Origin of the sequence: Rhodoplanes tepidamans, from assembly GCF_030813915.1 — a bacterium.
Taxonomy (GTDB): Bacteria; Pseudomonadota; Alphaproteobacteria; order Rhizobiales; family Xanthobacteraceae; genus Rhodoplanes; species Rhodoplanes tepidamans.
On sequence record NZ_JAUSUJ010000023.1, the window covers coordinates 53,220 to 68,144 of the forward strand.

14 protein-coding genes and 1 tRNA gene are annotated in these 14,925 nt (G+C 70.5%); 5 read left to right on the forward strand and 10 right to left on the reverse strand.

The features are described from left to right. Nucleotides 1–4: 4 nt before the first annotated feature. Together J2S22_RS23475 and J2S22_RS23480 are read right to left on the reverse strand one after the other, a co-directional pair. The gene (locus J2S22_RS23475; protein ID WP_272778097.1) at nt 5–529 is read right to left on the reverse strand and encodes a YbhB/YbcL family Raf kinase inhibitor-like protein; all 525 of its coding nucleotides are present in this window, start codon (nt 527–529) and stop codon (nt 5–7) included. A gap of 539 nt (nt 530–1,068) precedes the next feature. Continuing rightward, on the reverse strand, nt 1,069–2,055 hold the full coding sequence (locus tag J2S22_RS23480; protein ID WP_272778098.1) for a Bug family tripartite tricarboxylate transporter substrate binding protein: 987 nt from the start codon (nt 2,053–2,055) through the stop codon (nt 1,069–1,071). 288 nt (nt 2,056–2,343) lie between these two features. Here J2S22_RS23480 and J2S22_RS23485 point away from each other — a divergent pair, with 288 nt between their 5' ends. After that, nucleotides 2,344–3,384 carry a GMP reductase gene (locus J2S22_RS23485; protein WP_272778099.1) on the forward strand — a complete coding sequence of 347 codons (1,041 nt, stop codon included), beginning with the start codon at nt 2,344–2,346 and terminating at the stop codon, nt 3,382–3,384. Nucleotides 3,385–4,120: 736 nt separating this feature from the next. Here J2S22_RS23485 and J2S22_RS23490 read toward each other — a convergent pair. The 7 genes from J2S22_RS23490 to J2S22_RS23520 all read right to left on the reverse strand — a co-directional run bounded on the left by J2S22_RS23490 (nt 4,121) and on the right by J2S22_RS23520 (nt 8,817). Beyond that, a complete protein-coding gene (locus J2S22_RS23490) occupies nt 4,121–4,522 on the reverse strand; it encodes a hypothetical protein (protein WP_272778100.1) in 402 nt (133 codons plus the stop codon). 353 nt (nt 4,523–4,875) lie between these two features. After that, nucleotides 4,876–5,199 (reverse strand): hypothetical protein, encoded by a 324-nt coding sequence (locus J2S22_RS23495; RefSeq protein ID WP_272778101.1) that lies wholly within the window; start codon nt 5,197–5,199, stop codon nt 4,876–4,878. 244 nt (nt 5,200–5,443) lie between these two features. After that, the gene (locus J2S22_RS23500) at nt 5,444–5,974 is read right to left on the reverse strand and encodes a GNAT family N-acetyltransferase (protein ID WP_272778102.1); all 531 of its coding nucleotides are present in this window, start codon (nt 5,972–5,974) and stop codon (nt 5,444–5,446) included. Nucleotides 5,975–6,357: 383 nt separating this feature from the next. After that, a tRNA-Leu gene (locus J2S22_RS23505) sits at nt 6,358–6,444 on the reverse strand. Between the two features lie 347 nt (nt 6,445–6,791). Beyond that, a complete protein-coding gene (locus J2S22_RS23510; RefSeq protein WP_272778103.1) occupies nt 6,792–7,376 on the reverse strand; it encodes a hypothetical protein in 585 nt (194 codons plus the stop codon). Between the two features lie 16 nt (nt 7,377–7,392). Continuing rightward, entirely contained in the window at nt 7,393–7,914 is a 522-nt protein-coding gene (gene gpt / locus J2S22_RS23515; RefSeq protein WP_272778104.1) for a xanthine phosphoribosyltransferase, read from the reverse strand. A gap of 108 nt (nt 7,915–8,022) precedes the next feature. Further along, a complete protein-coding gene (locus tag J2S22_RS23520) occupies nt 8,023–8,817 on the reverse strand; it encodes a competence/damage-inducible protein A (RefSeq protein ID WP_272778105.1) in 795 nt (264 codons plus the stop codon). 268 nt (nt 8,818–9,085) lie between these two features. Here J2S22_RS23520 and J2S22_RS23525 point away from each other — a divergent pair, with 268 nt between their 5' ends. The 4 genes from J2S22_RS23525 to J2S22_RS23540 all read left to right on the forward strand — a co-directional run bounded on the left by J2S22_RS23525 (nt 9,086) and on the right by J2S22_RS23540 (nt 13,190). After that, on the forward strand, nt 9,086–10,504 hold the full coding sequence (locus tag J2S22_RS23525; protein ID WP_272778106.1) for a circularly permuted type 2 ATP-grasp protein: 1,419 nt from the start codon (nt 9,086–9,088) through the stop codon (nt 10,502–10,504). Between the two features lie 4 nt (nt 10,505–10,508). Then, nucleotides 10,509–11,450, forward strand: coding sequence for an alpha-E domain-containing protein (locus J2S22_RS23530; RefSeq protein WP_272778107.1), 942 nt, complete (start codon nt 10,509–10,511; stop codon nt 11,448–11,450). A 26-nt stretch (nt 11,451–11,476) separates the two neighbouring features. Beyond that, nucleotides 11,477–12,304: a transglutaminase family protein gene (locus J2S22_RS23535; protein WP_272778108.1), complete on the forward strand. Its 828-nt coding sequence runs from the start codon at nt 11,477–11,479 to the stop codon at nt 12,302–12,304. A gap of 139 nt (nt 12,305–12,443) precedes the next feature. Beyond that, nucleotides 12,444–13,190, forward strand: coding sequence for a proteasome-type protease (locus J2S22_RS23540; protein WP_272778137.1), 747 nt, complete (start codon nt 12,444–12,446; stop codon nt 13,188–13,190). A 118-nt stretch (nt 13,191–13,308) separates the two neighbouring features. Here J2S22_RS23540 and J2S22_RS23545 read toward each other — a convergent pair whose 3' ends face one another. Beyond that, nucleotides 13,309–14,763: a caspase family protein gene (locus J2S22_RS23545; RefSeq protein WP_272778109.1), complete on the reverse strand. Its 1,455-nt coding sequence runs from the start codon at nt 14,761–14,763 to the stop codon at nt 13,309–13,311. Nucleotides 14,764–14,925: the final 162 nt, after the last annotated feature.

Here is a 14,925-nt window from a genome sequence, read left to right on the forward strand (position 1 = left end):
CGGGTCAGTGGCCGAAGCGGCCGATCAGCCCGGCGGCGCCCTTGGCGTGCGTGCCGATGGCCTCGAGGAGCTGCGGCATGGTCAGCCCGGGCTGCAGGGCGTCGGGCGCCAGATCCGTCGCGATGATCGTGAACACGTAGTGGTGCGGCCCGTGGGTCTTGGGCGGACAGGGACCGAAATAGGTGCCCTGCCCGAGAATGTTCTTGCCGCCCGTGATGCCCTTGAACGAGCCGTCGCCCGCCCCTTCGGGCAGCGACGTCACCGCGGCGTCGATCCCGTAGGCGAGCCAGTGCACGACGCCGAGGCCGTTCCGGCCCTCCTGGTCGTGCATCAGAATGGCGTAGCTGCGGGTGCCGGCGGGCGGGTTGGACCAGGCGAGCGGCGGCGAGACGTTCTCGCCGACGCAGTTCGGATTGGCGGGATTCTTGCCTGCGTTCTTCTTGGCGAGAAGCCCGTTGTCGGTGAAGGCAGGCGAGGAGAGCTGGAAGAACGGGCCTTGCGCGGCGGCCGGTCCGGACAGCGTCGTCATGAGGGCGGCTCCACAGGCCAGGGCCGTCCATGCCCGGGCGATGTTCGGTGGCTTGGTCGATTGCATGCGTCGTCCTCCAATGGTCGCGCGGCGCCGCCGGTGGCGGACGGCCGTCTGTTCTTGGACGCGATCGGACCAGGGTCCCCGGGGGTGCGGCACGCGGCGCAGGAGTGCGACTCGGGGGTCGGCGCGTGCTGCCGAAGGAAAGCGCGGTGCTCACTGCCGGGGGTGCAGAAGCGGGACGCGCTCGGGACTGGGACGAGGCCGTTCGGAGAAGTTCGCGTCTGTGGCGAGCACGTTGGAAGGTCCTCGGACGAAGGTCCAATACGGAGATTTCGCAAGGCTATCGGATTTGATTATGGCCGCGGCGCCCGCCTCGGCGAAGTCCCGCCGGCGCCCTCGCGCAGGGCGCGGAAATCCGCAGTCCCGACGCGCGGCGGCCGGACCGGAGCCGCCGGCGCACCGTGGCGCGCCGGGCCGCCTGCGACGAATTGGCCCGCGCTGGCGAGGTCCGCCGGGCCGCCGGGCGGTCGCCGGCGTCACTCCGGCTTGATGCCGGCCTTCTCGATGACGGCGCGCCAGCGCTCGGTCTCCCGCCGGACGTGCTCGGCGAGCTCCTCCGGCGTGCCGAGCGCGAAGCGGAGCCCCTGTTCGGTCAGCCGCGCCCGCACGTCGCCGTCGAAGGCCCTGCGGGTCTCGGCGTTGAGCCAGTCGACGACCTCCCGCCGCGTGCCGGCCGGGGCGAACAGGCCCCACCAGGCGCCGCCCTGCACGTCCGGGATGCCGGCCTCCGCCGTGGTCGGCACGTCGGGCAGCGGCGCGACGCGCTGCGGCGCCGTCACGGCGAGCGCCTTCACCCTGCCGGACGTCACGTGCTCGCGGGCGAGCGGCACGATATCGAACATCATCGTCACCTGGCCGCCGATGACGTCCTGCAGGGCCGGCGCGCCGCCGCGATACGGCACGTGGGTCATCCGGATGCCGGTCGCCTGCGCCAGCATCTCGCCGCCGAGATGTCCGGTGGTGCCCTTGCCCTGCGAGGCGTAGCTCGCCTTGCCCGGATTGGCCTTCACCCAGGCGACCAGCTCCTGCACCGAGCCGGCCGGCACCGCCGGATTGACGACCAGCACGTTGGGGGCGATCGCCAGATAGATGACCGGCGTGAAGTCCTTCACCGGATCGTAGGGCATCCGGGCCGTGATCAGGGGAAGGATCGACTGGGTCGAATGGTAGCCGAGAAACAGCGTGTAGCCGTCGGGCGGCGCCTTGGCGACCAGCTCGGCGGCGATCAGGCCGGCGGCGCCGGTCTTGTTCTCGACCACCATGGTGGCCTTGGTGTTCTCCGAGATCTTCTGGGCGATGATGCGCCCGAGCAGGTCCGCCATCCCGCCCGGCGGCGTCGGCACGACGAGCCGGATCACCTGGGTCGGATACTCCTGCGCCGCGGCGGGCGTGGGCGCGGCGACGCAGGCCAGGACGGCCGCGGCGACGACGGCGGCGAGGCAGTGTCGCGGGCGTTTCGTCATGCCGGGTCCCTCGGGGTGCGGCGGCGGGCCCCCCGAGAGTAGGACTTCGACTCCGGGTCGCAATACGGGTTCGGAGCTAAGGCGGGCGAGGCCGGGCGCGGCGCACCGGCGGCCGGCCGGGGCGCGAGCGCATGGCAGCCCCGGGCCCGCGCTCCCCTGGACGGTTCAGCTTTCCGTAGCAATATCTGCTAAAGTGCCCCGTTTGCCACCGCCGGGCACTCCTTCCAACCGCCGCGGACCGGTCCCTGCCGGTTCCCTACAGCCGGTCTTCCGGCCGGACCCTTTGCCATGCACATCGAAACCGACCCCAAGCTCGACTTCAAAGACGTCCTGATCCGGCCCAAGCGGTCGACCCTCAACTCGCGCTCCGAGGTGGACATCACCCGGACGTTCCGGTTCGTCCACACCGGGTCGGAGTGGACCGGCTTCCCGCTGATCGCCGCCAACATGGACACGGTCGGCACCTTCACGATGGCGCAGGCGTTCGCGCCGTTCCGCGCCATGGTGGCGCTGCACAAGCACTATCCGGCCGAGCGGCTGATCGAGTTCTTCCGCACCGAGGTCGCCCAGAACGTCTTCTACTCGATCGGCATCACGTCTGAAGATCTCGACAAGCTCGCCTTCGTGCGCCGCCAGGTGCCGGTCACCAAGATCTGCATGGACGTCGCCAACGGCTACAGCGAGCAGTTCCTGCAGACCGTCAAGCGGGTGCGCGACGAGAACAAGGACGCCGTCATCATGGCGGGCGCCATCGTCACGGGCGAGATGGCCGAGGCGCTGATCCTGGCCGGCGCCGACATCGTCAAGGTCGGCATCGGCTCCGGCTCGGTGTGCACGACCCGCGACCTCACCGGCGTCGGCTATCCGCAGCTCTCCGCCGTGATCGAATGCGCCGACGCGGCGCACGGGCTGCGCGGCCATGTCTGCTCGGACGGCGGCTGCACGGTGCCGGGCGACGTCGCCAAGGCGTTCGGCGGCGGCGCCGACTTCGTGATGCTCGGCGGCATGCTGGCCGGCCACGACGAGTGCGAGGGCCGGGTGCGCCACGAGCTGCGCGACGGCGAGAGCGTCGCGGTCGGCATGGAGTTCTACGGCATGTCGTCCGACACCGCGATGAACAAGTATCACGGCGGCGTCGCCGACTACCGCGCCTCCGAGGGCAAGACGGTCGAGGTGGCGTATCGCGGGCCCGTGAAGGCGACCATGCAGGGCATCACCGGCGGCCTGCGCTCCGCCATGACCTACATGGGCGCCACCCGCCTCAAGGAGGTGCCGAAGCGCACCACCTTCGTGATGGTCGGTGCCCAGCGCAACACCGTGTTCGACTGACGCGGTCCCGACGCGGACGCGCCGGCGTGGTGGACCGCCACGCCCGGCCTCTCCCCGGTCGTGCTCCGCGACGGCGAGGGCTTTGCATAGTCCGGTCATTCCGGGCCGGCGCGGAGCGCCGGACCCGGAATCCAGCCCAGAATGCCGAGTTCGGAGCTGGATTCCGGGTTCGCGCCTTCGGCGCGCCCCGGAATGACCGGATTATGCAAAGCCCTCGCGAAGGCGGAGCACCCAGAGCGCCGCAGCGTTTAGGGACCCGTCGCCGCACCGGTGGAGACCGGGTGCGTCGACCGAGCAGGCGAACGAACGACAGCCGTCCGGCCGCGCCGACGGCCGCTCCGGCCCCCGCGGCTTCGGCCTGCGAAAAATTTCGCGGGGTGATGGAACCAACCGCGCGGTCGCCGGTTGTCGGGGTGACGAGTTGCTGGTCCCCTTGCCCCCCTTCCCCCCAGCACCGCGTCGCGCAGATGGCCGCCGGGGCCACCAGGCCGGCAGGCACAGAGGGCCGCCCGTGTCACCGGGCGGCCCTTTTGCGTTTCGCGGGTCGGTTCGTCTCAGGCTTTTCTGGTTCGACGGTGCGTTCAGGCGCGATTCAGGCGGCGCCGACCGCGTGCATCGGCCTCGCCCCTGACCTCACCCCTCATGGCGAGGAGCGCTCCGCAGGAGCGCGTCTCGAACCATGAGGCCACCGCCGTCGCCGGCGGACACGCCCGTGCGCCGTCGCCGGCGGCGCCGCTCACCAGCGGCGCCAGTTCCACCACGGATCGCGCCAGCCGTAGGACCAGCCGGTGTCGGCCGCCTGCCAGCCCCACGGCGTGCCGACGAACGGCTCGCGCGCGAAGCAGCAGCCCTGGTAATAGCCCCAATAGGCCGGCGCCACCCGCGGCGCATAAGCGAGCGGCGGATAATAGGTCGGCGGATAGTATCGCGGCGCATAGTAGACCGGTGCCGGCCGGTACTGCGTCGGGGCGAAGCCCGGCGCGTAATAGACCGTGGCGTAGCCGCCCGAGTTCGGGCCGCAGCCCCAGCACCGCCCGCTCCAGCTCCCCGCCCCGGCGTCCGCCGTCAGGCCGACGACGCCTGCGGCGAGAGCGGCCGCCGTAACGATCGCATTCGAACGCGCAGTCAGACGCGACATGGAAAGCACTCCCTTCGACGCACGTGGTCACACGCGACGCTTCGGCCGGGGCGCACCGGGCGAGGCCGGGCCGGCGCCGTCTTCTTCAGGTTCTCGACGACGTGATAACGCGCAGGCGTGAAGGCGCGCCTACCGGCGCCGCTCGGGACGGGAGATCGGCCACCGACTTCGCCGCGGAGTTAACGCCGCACCTGCCCGACCCGGCGAAACGTCCGGTCGCCGCAAAGAGTCCGTCAACGCCTCGAGATCGCGACGTCAGAGATCGCGATGTCGCGAGGCCTCGACGTCGCGCCGACAGCCGGCCGGGCGGCACGGCCGGAGCGGGCGCACGACGGCCGCGCGCCCGCACGCCGTCAGTAGCAGGGCGGATAGGGGTAGTAGCCGCATTGCGGCGCGTAGTAGCCGTAACCATAAGGATAGGCGCCGTAGGCCGCCGCCGCGCCGACCGCCGCGGCCCCGACGGCCGCCGCACCGACCCCGCGCCGCACATAGGCGCCGCGGTACGGCCCGCCATAGTACCCGCCGCGATAGACCCCGCCGCCGCGATAGACGGCCACGCCGCCGCGCGGCCCGACATAGACGCCGCGCCCGCGCGCGTCGGCCTCGGTCGGAAGGCTGGTGGCGAGCAGAAGGCCAGCGCAGCCGGCGACCGCCAGCGACAGGATGGATTTCCGCATCTCACGCTCCTGATGTCGCCCGTCCGGCCGTCCCCGCGGCCGCCGGGCCGAGACACCCCTCGACGGGAGCCGACCACGCCCACCCTCGGTAGTAAAGTAACGCCCGCGCGAGCACGGGCGGAAAGCCATGCGGTGCCAAATGGATGATTACGCGCGCTGTGGGGCGGGCCGAGGCGGACCTCGGCGGGGCGACGCAGTCGAGAGAGCGCGGCCCGCGAACGCCGCCGGCCCGGTCCGGCGGTCGTCAGGCGACCCATTCCCGTCGAAGGATGGCGTACTGCATCGTGTTCTCGAACACCGGCGCGCCGTCGGCGTCGGTCGTGAACGACACGAACTCGACGAACAGTCCCTCTCTCCTCATGCCCAGCCGTTCGCACAGGCGCTGCGACGCGACGTTGCCCTCCTCCACATAGGCGTAGAGGCGCCGGGCCTGCTTCACCGCGAACAGATGCGCGAAGAGCGCCCGCGCGGCCTCGAAGGCGAACCCGGCACCGCCGAAGTCCGCGTTGAAGTTCCAGCCGACCGTATAGGTGTCGGGAGGCTCCGGGACGCAGAACAGATCGCCGATCAGCCTGTCGCCGCTGCGTACGCACACCGCGACGTGCTCGTCGCTCCGGCTGCGCCTGTCCACCTCCGCCTCGGCGGCGCCGAGATCGTCCAGCCTGAGCGAGAGGAAGCAGCTCGCCCTGGGCCGGCGCAGATAGGCGAGCAGGTCGGGCGCGTCTCCGGTCCTGAAGTTTCTCAGGATCAGCCGGTCGGTCTCGATCGCGTCCATTCGACGTCTCCGTCGGTCGTCCTTTCCGAAGGCGCGCAGTCCCGCGCTTCGCTCGACCGGGTGATCGCGCGCCGCCGGCTGGCCGCTGTGACGGCCCCGTCGTAGCCCGGGTGGAGCGCGAGCGACACCCGGGGTCGGGAGCCCGGGCGACAAAGCCCCGGAATTCGGTTCGCACGTCGAGGCGACGAGAAAGCCGGGGCTATGGCTGCCTCGGCGCCTAAAATGGGTCGAGCCGAAGGCAAAACCCATCACCTTCCCGCGTCTTGAAGGGCGAGGGCGGCCTCATGGTTCGAGACGCGGCCTGCGGCCGCTCCTCACCATGAGGGGTGAGTCAAAGCAACCACGCGGCGGCATGAGCGGTCACGGAAAGGGCTTTCATGGGCTGGTGCGGACGGCGGGACTCGAACCCGCACGAGGTTTCCCCCAGCGGATTTTAAGTCCGCTGCGTCTACCGGTTCCGCCACGTCCGCGAGCGCCGGCAATCTAGCAAGGAGGGGCGGCGGTGCAACCGCGCAGTGCCGGCGCGGCGGGGCCGCTCCGAGACGTCTCCGCCGCGGTCCTTCGACGGCCGCCCTGTCCCGCGCGCCACCCCATCCTGGACCGGCCTGGTCAGGCGCCTGGCCGTTCCGGGCTCGAGCGACAGCGCGCGAGCCCGGAAAGCGGCACGCCCGAGGTCCGGGCTGGATTCCGGGTTCGCGAGCCTTCGGCTCGCGCCCCGGCATGACGGCGAACCGGTCACGCGATCCGGCATCAGGCGACGGTGGAAAGCCCGGGCGAATCCGTCCTCGAACCGAGCGGCGCCGACCGGGCCCCTCCTCTACTTCGCCTTGCCCTTGCCGGGCTTGTCCTTCTTCGGGGCGTCGGCGGGCTCCGACGGCTCGCGCCCGGGCTCGTCCGTCCCCTTCCCGGCCTCCTCGGACTCGTCGTCGTCCTCGGAGTCGTCGTCCTCATCCTCGGAGTCGTCATCGTCGTCGTCGAGGTCGTCATCGTCGAGGTCGTCGTCGGCCTCCTCGTCGGTGTCCTCCTCGCCGTCGTCGTCCTCGTCGAGCGACTCGAGCTCCTCCTGGAGGCGGTCCTTGGCCTCGGTCATCGCCTCCTGCATGCCGGCGATGAACTCCTCGGCCTCCTGCTTGTGGCGGCGCACCGCCGACTCGAGGTCGGTCTTGTAGCGGTCGAGCATCATCTTGAGGCCGCCGACCGAGGGCTTCTCGGTGTCGAGCACATAGGCGACCTTGCGCATCTCCAGCGCGAGGTCGCTCAGCAGCGCGGCGATGATCTCGTCGGGAACGTCGTTCTCGTCGATGTAGTCGTAGACGAAGCGGCGCAGCGCCTCGTAGTGGCGGTCGAGCTCCTCCTCGATGCCGTCGTCGTCCTCGAAGTCGTCGTCCTGCCGGCCACTCATGTCAGGTCCTCCCGGCTCACGCGCCACCGGCGATCGGCGGCTGGAAGGCGAGTCCGGTATCCCACGGAAAGAAGATCCAGGTGTCCTGGGACACCTCGGTGATGAAGGTGTCGACCAGGGGCCGCCCCATCGGCTTGGCGTAGACGGTGGCGAAATGCGCCTTGGGGAGCAAGTCGCGTACCACCCGGGCGGTCTTGCCGGTGTCGACCAGATCGTCGACGATCAGCACCCGGCCGCCGTCGCCGCGGCCGAGCTTGACGATCTCGGCGGCCACGCTCTTGAGGATCTGCAGGCTGCCCTGCTGGGTGTCGGGCACGCCGGCGGCGCCGCCGTAGCTCGCCACGCAGATCGTCTCGATCACCCGGATGCCGAGCTCGCGGGCGACGATGGCGGCCGGGACGAGGCCGCCGCGCGTCACCGTGACGAGGGCGTCGAACGGCCCCTGCCCGGCCAGCCGCCAGGTCAGCGCCCGGCAGTCGCGGTGGAACATGTCCCAGGACACCGGGAAGTGCTTTTCGGGGGTCGCGGCCGCGGCCATGGGGTCTCTCCAGAACAGAAAGCACGCGGCCCGTCCGGCGGACGGTGCGTGCGTCGTTGTCGTGTCGGGGCCCGGCCCGGCCGCAGCCGGTCCGGGACGCCCGGCGAATTACCGCGGCGCCGCCGCGAGCGCGGCGCGCACCTTCACCAGCATCTCCTCGACCGCCGCCGTCGCCGCCGCGAGCCGCGCGGGGTCGCGGGCGCGCACCACCAGGCTGGTGTTGGGGCCGCCGGTCTCGTCGGTGAACGGGTAGCTGCCGATCATCACGTCGGGGTGCTGCTTCGCCACCAGCCCGAGCTCGGTGCCGATGTCGCCCTCGCGCAGGTCCGCCCGCACCGAGGCGGACAGGAGCTTGACCCCGGTCTTGAGCTTCGGCGCGACGCCGTCGAGCATCGCCTGCATGACGCTCGGGATGCCGGCCATGACGATCACGTTGCCGATCCAGAAGCCGGGCGCCTTCGACACCGGGTTGTCGACCAGGTCGGCGCCGCGCGGGATGCGGGCCATGCGCAGGCGCGCCGCGTTGAGGCCGTCGCGGCCGACCCGCTCGGCGATCAGGTCGACGGCGCGCGGGTCGACGTCAAGCGGCACCCCGAACGCCTTGGCGACCGCGTCGGCCGTGATGTCGTCGTGGGTCGGGCCGATGCCGCCGGTGGTGAACACATAGGTCCAGCGGTGCCGCAGGGCGTCGAGCGCGGCGACGATGTCGGCCTCGACGTCGGAGACGACCCGCACCTCCTTGAGGTCGATGCCGATCGCCGTCAGGTACTCGGCGATGTAGCCGATGTTCTTGTCCTTGGTCCGGCCCGACAGGATCTCGTCGCCGATCACCAGAAGGCCGGCCGTCACCACGGCGCTCGGGGCATCCCCGAAGGCGGCGGAATCGGTCGTCTTTTCGTTCATTCTGCAACTCCGGCGTCGCTGTCCTGTATCCCGACCGCGAGGACCGCTCAAGCGCGCCGGACGCGGATCTCGGCCGCATCCACCGGCGATCGCCCGGTAAGTCGCCACCGCATGCCCAATCCTTGGGCGGCGCGTGCGCCGGGCTGCGACACTGCCTCATCCGGCGGCGGGTCGACGGGGTTGTCGTCGCATGGAACAGTGGCTCGATGCTTGCATCGAGTCGGCCGTGGGGCATCCGCCTCCGGTCGGATGCCGTCGGGGGCCAGTCATGGCGGATTGTTTCGACGAGATGAAGGGGACGGACGGGACCATCCGTCCCGCCTATGCCGGGCTCGACGCCTGGCTCCGCGACCTGTCGCCGGACCTCATCGACCAGCGCTGCCAGGAGGCGGAGCTGCTGTTCCGGCGCATCGGCATCACCTTCGCGGTCTATGGCGAGGCGGATTCGACCGAGCGGCTGATCCCGTTCGACGTCATCCCGCGCATCCTGTCGTCGTCGGAATGGGCGCTGCTGCAGCGCGGCCTGACCCAGCGGGTCAAGGCCATCAACATGTACCTGAAGGACATCTACGGCCGCCGCGAGATCCTCAAGGCGGGCATCATCCCGGTCGACCTGGTGTTCCAGAACCAGGTGTTCCGGCCCGAGATGAACGCCCAGAAGGTGCCGCACGACGTCTACGTCCACATCGCCGGCATCGACATCGTCCGGGTCGGGCCGGACACCTTCTACGTCCTCGAGGACAATGCCCGCACGCCCTCCGGCGTCTCCTACATGCTGGAGAACCGCGAGATCATGATGCGGCTGTTCCCGGACCTGTTCTCGCGCTACCGGGTCGCCCCGGTCGAGAACTATCCGGACGAGCTGCTGGCGACCCTGAAGTCGGTCGCGCCCGACACCGCCGCGGCCGACCCGAATGTCGTGCTGCTGACGCCCGGCATCTACAACTCGGCGTATTTCGAACACTCGTTCCTGGCCGACAAGCTCGGCATCGAGCTGGTCGAGGGGCGCGACCTGCTGGTCAAGGGCGGCGTCGTCTACATGCGCACCACCGAGGGGCCGAAGCGGGTCGACGTCATCTACCGGCGGGTCGACGACGACTTCCTCGATCCCCTCGCCTTCCGGCCCGATTCGACGCTCGGCGTGCCCGGGCTGATGTCGGCCTACCAGGCCGGCCAGGTGACGCTCGCCAACGCGGTCGGCACCGGTATCGCCGACGACAAGGCGATCTACAGCTACATGCCGGAGATCGTGAAGTTCTACCTCGCCGAGGAGCCGATCCTGCGCAACGTGCCGACCTGGCGCTGCCGCGAGCCCAAGGACCTCGCCTACGTGCTGGAGCATCTCGACGAGCTGGTGGTCAAGGAGGTGCACGGCTCGGGCGGCTACGGCATGCTGATCGGCCCGACCGCCGACAAGGGCAAGATCGCCGCGTTCCGCACCCGGATCGAGGCCGATCCCAAGAACTACATCGCCCAGCCGACGCTGGCGCTGTCCACCTGCCCGACCTGGGTCGAGCGGGGGGTGGCGCCGCGCCACATCGATCTGCGCCCGTTCGTGCTGACCGGCAAGGACACGGTCCGCATCGTGCCGGGCGGGCTGACGCGGGTCGCGCTGCAGCGCGGCTCGCTGGTGGTCAATTCCAGCCAGGGGGGCGGCACCAAGGACACCTGGGTGCTGGACACGTAACCACATGCTGTCGCGAACCGCCGACAACCTCTACTGGGTCGCCCGCTACGTCGAGCGGGCCGACTATCTGGCCCGCATCCTGGAGGTGACGCTGCGCCTCACCGCGCTGCCGCTCGCCTATGTGGGATCGACCAACGAATGGGAGTCGGCGGTCGCCACCGCCGGCTGCAGCCGCTCCTTCCACGCCGCCTATCCCGAGGCGGACGAGGACAACGTCAAGGACTTCCTCGCCTTCTCGTCGGCCAATCCGAGCTCGATCTGCAACTGCATCGAGCTCGCCCGCACCAATGCGCGGGCGGTGCGCACCGCGCTCACCAGCGAGATGTGGGACGTGATCAACGGCGCCTGGCTGGAGCTCAAGCGCTTCAACAACGCGCCCGGCTCGCGCGAGGAGTTCCTGCGCTTCCTGCGCTTCGTGCAGGAGACCTCGCTGCGCTTCGACGGCTCGGCCTACCGCACCATGCTGCGCACCGACGCCTACTGGTTCTTCCGGCTCGGCTGCAACATCGAGCGCGCCGACAACACGGCCCGCATCCTCGACACCAAGTACCACCTGCTGCTGCCCGAGGACACGCATGTGGGCGGGCCGCTCGACTACTACCAGTGGGCGGCGATCCTGCGCTCGGTCTCGGCGCTGACCTCCTACCACTGGGTCTACCGCGAGAGCCTGAAGCCCTGGCTGATCGCCGACCTCTTGATTCTCAACCAAAAGATGCCGCGGTCGCTCGCCAGCTGCTACGACAATCTGGTACGCTACTGCGACGACATCGCCGAGGCCTACGGCCGGCAGGGGGCGGCGCAGCGCAAGGCGCGCGGCATCCGGACCCGGCTCTCCAACCTCAAGATGGACGAGATCTTCCAGAGCGGACTGCACGAGTTCATCACCGAATTCATCTCCGACAACAACGAGCTCGGCGGCACCATTTCGCGTCAGTACCTGATGTGACCGCCGCCGCCGCCACCGGCAGACCCATGCGCATCCGCGTCTCCCATCTGACGACCTACCGCTACGACTCGCCCGCGAGCCGAGTGATCCAGACGCTGCGCATGACGCCGCGGCCGCACGACGGCCAGCACGTCGTGCGCTGGCGCATCGACGTCTCGGCCGACTGCCGGCTCACCACCCAGGAGGACGCGTTCGGCAACATCACCCACTCGTTCTCGGACGACGTGCCGACCGACCACCTCGAGGTGCTGGTCGAGGGCGAGGTGGAGACCCAGGACACCAACGGCCTCGTCCGCGGCACCATCGAGCGCTTCCCGCCGAGCCTCTATCTGCGCGAGACCGACCTGACCCGCGCCGATCCGGCGATTCTCGCCTTCGCGCGGGCGGTCGCCGACGCCGAGCCGGACGACGCCCTGGCGCGGCTGCACGGCCTGGTGCGGGCCGTCTATGCCGAGGTGACGTTCGACACCGACCCGACCCATCCGGCCACCACGGCGTCCGAGGCGTTCAGCCTCAAGCGCGGCGTCTGCCAGGACCTCTCCCACGTGTTCATCGCGGCGGCGCGCAGCCTCGGCGTCCCGTGCCGCTATGTCGGCGGCTACTACTGGCGCAGCGACGGCATCACGGCCCAGGAGGCCGGCCACGCCTGGGTCGAGGCCCACGTGCCGGATCTCGGCTGGGTCGCCTTCGACCCCACCCATGCGATGTGCGCCACCGACGCCTATGTGCGGGTCGCGGTGGGCCTCGACTATCTCGGCGCCGCGCCGGTGCGCGGCACCCGGTTCGGCGGCCGCGGCGAGACCCTCGAGGTCGCGGTCCATGTCGGCCAGGCCTTCCAGCAGGTACAGAGCTGAGGACAGCGGGACCGCGGCCCGTGACGGCGGCACCGGATCGTGCATTGATGCGCGCCGGATCAGGGAGGAACGGATGTTGCGGGCCGAACAGCGCCGTGTCGTGGTGCCCCGCAGCCGCGATTCGAGGGGGCTCGACGGAATGACCTACTGCTGCGGGATCCTGGTGCGCGACGGGCTCGTGATGATCGCCGACACGCGCACCAATGCCGGCCTCGACAACATCTCGACCTTCCGCAAGCTGCACGTGTTCTCCAGCCCGGGCGAGCGCATCATGGCGGTCGCCTCGGCCGGCAACCTGTCGCTGACCCAGTCGGTGCTGAGCATCCTCAACGAGGGCCTGGAGAACCCGGAGACCGGCGAGCGCGAGACGCTGATGAACGCGCCGACCATGTTCCAGGCGGCGCAGCGCATCGGCCGCGCCATCCGCTCGCTCGCCCGCACCGAGGGCCCGGCGCTCGAGGCGGCCGACGTCAAGTTCGACCTGTCCTTCCTGTTCGGCGGCCAGATCAGGGGCGAACGGACACGCCTGTTCATGATGTACTCGGCCGGCAACTTCATCGAGTGCACGCGCGACACGCCCTATCTGCAGATCGGCGAGCACAAGTACGGCAAGCCGGTGCTCGACCGCGCCGTCACCCACGACACCGACCTCTACGACGCGCTCAAGGTGGGGCTGATCTCGTTCGATTCGACGATGCGCTCGAACCTGTCGGTCGGCATGCCGCTCGACGTCCTGGTGGTGCGCCGCGACGCCTGCGTGGCCGAGCTCTCCTACCGGATCGAGCCGGAGGAGCCCTACTTCCAGGACCTGCGCCGGCGCTGGTCGGCGGCGCTGCGCGCCGCCCATCTCGACATTCCGCCCCCGCCCTATCAGCAGAAGACCTAGGCCGGCAGGCTCCGGGCCTGCCTCCCGCCGTCTCGGCGCATGCCGGCCGTGACGGCGATCCGCCGGAGGACCGTCATCGGAGGGGCGACGGCCGTGAGGCCGGTGCGCAGCCGTCGCGTCACCGTCGCCCGAACGGGCCGCCCAGCATCAGGTTGAAGATCGGCGGCGGGCCGTTGTTGTAATGGCGCCCGCCTCCACCCCCGCCACCGCCGCCGCTGCGGCGCTCGCGGGTCACCACCTTGCGCTCGGTCCGGGCGGCGGGCCTGTCCTCCTCGGCGCCGGCGATGTCCTCCTTCAGCAGCGCCTTGTGCTGCGGGGCGTTGAGATAGCCGCTCTCCGGATAGCCGCGTGCCGCCTGCCAGCGGGCGATCACCTTGCGGGTCTCGTCGGAGAACTTGCCGTCGGCCTTGGTGTCGAAGCCGAGCGCCGTGAGCCGCTTCTGCACGTCGCGCCGCTTCGCCTTGGTGAGGCCGAGCTTGTCCTCGGTGGCGAGGCTCGCCTCCGTCGTGAACAGGGCCGGGTCGGCCGCCTCGGCGGCGGGCCGCGGCTTCGCCGGCTGCGCCTGCAGGGCGGCGAGGCGCGACAGCGCGATCGGCCGGAACTGGCCGTTGGGGAAGTTCAGCAGATAGGCGTTGAGCTCCTCGGGCTTGTTCGAGTCCCTGATGGTCCGCCAGAACTCGAGCTCCGCCTCGGACACGGCCGAGCGCGTCTGAGTGCCGACCGCGGGGGCCGCGTCGGCCGACAGCGGCGTGTCGGCCGGGGCGAGCGCCGGCGCTCCGGCCGGGTTCACGAACACGGAGCCGGTGAGGTTGGTGTGGCCCCACGGCAGCTGCTGCTTCTTGGTCTCCTCGCTGACCTGGGCGCGGACCCGGGTCATCGCCTGCTGGATCTCGATCCCCGGCGTCGCGAGATGGGCGAGGAGCGCCCGGGTGAACGGGCTGTTGCCGCCCTCGGCGCCGTCGAGCGCGGTCTGGCCCGGCCCGGTCGCGAAGGCGATCAGGGTGCCCTCGCCCGACTTCATCTCGGCGAGGCCGGACGACACCACGACGTTGCGGGTGCGGGTGGCCGAGCGGATCTTCGCGGCGAAGGGATTGTCGCGGCAGGCGTCGAGGAGGACGAGCTTCACCTTGGCGTCGCTCATCGTCTGGTCGAGCGTCACGTCGACGTCGATCGCGGCGCCGAGCTTCACGTCCATCTCGGACTTCAGGTCGGCGTCGATCGGGATCAGGTAGTTCTTGCCGTTCACCGCGATGCCGTGGCCGGCATAGAAGAACAGCGCGATGTCGGAGCCCTGGCTGCGCAGCGCGAAGTCGCGCAGCTTCGCCGTCATGGCGTCGCGGCCCAGATCCGTGCCCTCGACCACCTCGAAGCCGGCGTTGCGCAGCAGGCTCGCCATCGCCCGCGCGTCGACCGGCGGATTGGGCAGCGGATCGACCGACGTGTAGGCGCCGTTGCCGACCACGAAGGCGACCCGCCGGTCCGCCCGCGCCGCGTCGCTCGTGGCGACGGCCCCGGCCAGGAGAGCGGCGAACGCGCCCGCGACGAGCGACAGGGAACCGAGGGACAGGCGCATGGCCGACACTCCGCAGGCTGGCGGCCGACCCGCGCATGACGGTCGACGAGTCGCCGGATCGGGCCGGATCGCACTGTCAGGTAGCATACTGCAGCTTTGCCACCGGTTGAAGACTGCGTCGGAAAAAAGGCCGCCAGCGGCTATGATCGCGTCCCGGCCGGT

Coding starts and splice junctions, on each gene's coding strand:
- J2S22_RS23475 (WP_272778097.1), bottom strand. CDS start 529: ATGACGACGCTGTCCGGACCGGCCGCCGCGCAAGGCCCGTTCTTCCAG.
- J2S22_RS23480 (WP_272778098.1), bottom strand. CDS start 2,055: ATGACGAAACGCCCGCGACACTGCCTCGCCGCCGTCGTCGCCGCGGCC.
- J2S22_RS23485 (WP_272778099.1), top strand. CDS start 2,344: ATGCACATCGAAACCGACCCCAAGCTCGACTTCAAAGACGTCCTGATC.
- J2S22_RS23490 (WP_272778100.1), bottom strand. CDS start 4,522: ATGTCGCGTCTGACTGCGCGTTCGAATGCGATCGTTACGGCGGCCGCT.
- J2S22_RS23495 (WP_272778101.1), bottom strand. CDS start 5,199: ATGCGGAAATCCATCCTGTCGCTGGCGGTCGCCGGCTGCGCTGGCCTT.
- J2S22_RS23500 (WP_272778102.1), bottom strand. CDS start 5,974: ATGGACGCGATCGAGACCGACCGGCTGATCCTGAGAAACTTCAGGACC.
- J2S22_RS23510 (WP_272778103.1), bottom strand. CDS start 7,376: ATGAGTGGCCGGCAGGACGACGACTTCGAGGACGACGACGGCATCGAG.
- gpt (WP_272778104.1), bottom strand. CDS start 7,914: ATGGCCGCGGCCGCGACCCCCGAAAAGCACTTCCCGGTGTCCTGGGAC.
- J2S22_RS23520 (WP_272778105.1), bottom strand. CDS start 8,817: ATGAACGAAAAGACGACCGATTCCGCCGCCTTCGGGGATGCCCCGAGC.
- J2S22_RS23525 (WP_272778106.1), top strand. CDS start 9,086: ATGGCGGATTGTTTCGACGAGATGAAGGGGACGGACGGGACCATCCGT.
- J2S22_RS23530 (WP_272778107.1), top strand. CDS start 10,509: ATGCTGTCGCGAACCGCCGACAACCTCTACTGGGTCGCCCGCTACGTC.
- J2S22_RS23535 (WP_272778108.1), top strand. CDS start 11,477: ATGCGCATCCGCGTCTCCCATCTGACGACCTACCGCTACGACTCGCCC.
- J2S22_RS23540 (WP_272778137.1), top strand. CDS start 12,444: ATGACCTACTGCTGCGGGATCCTGGTGCGCGACGGGCTCGTGATGATC.
- J2S22_RS23545 (WP_272778109.1), bottom strand. CDS start 14,763: ATGCGCCTGTCCCTCGGTTCCCTGTCGCTCGTCGCGGGCGCGTTCGCC.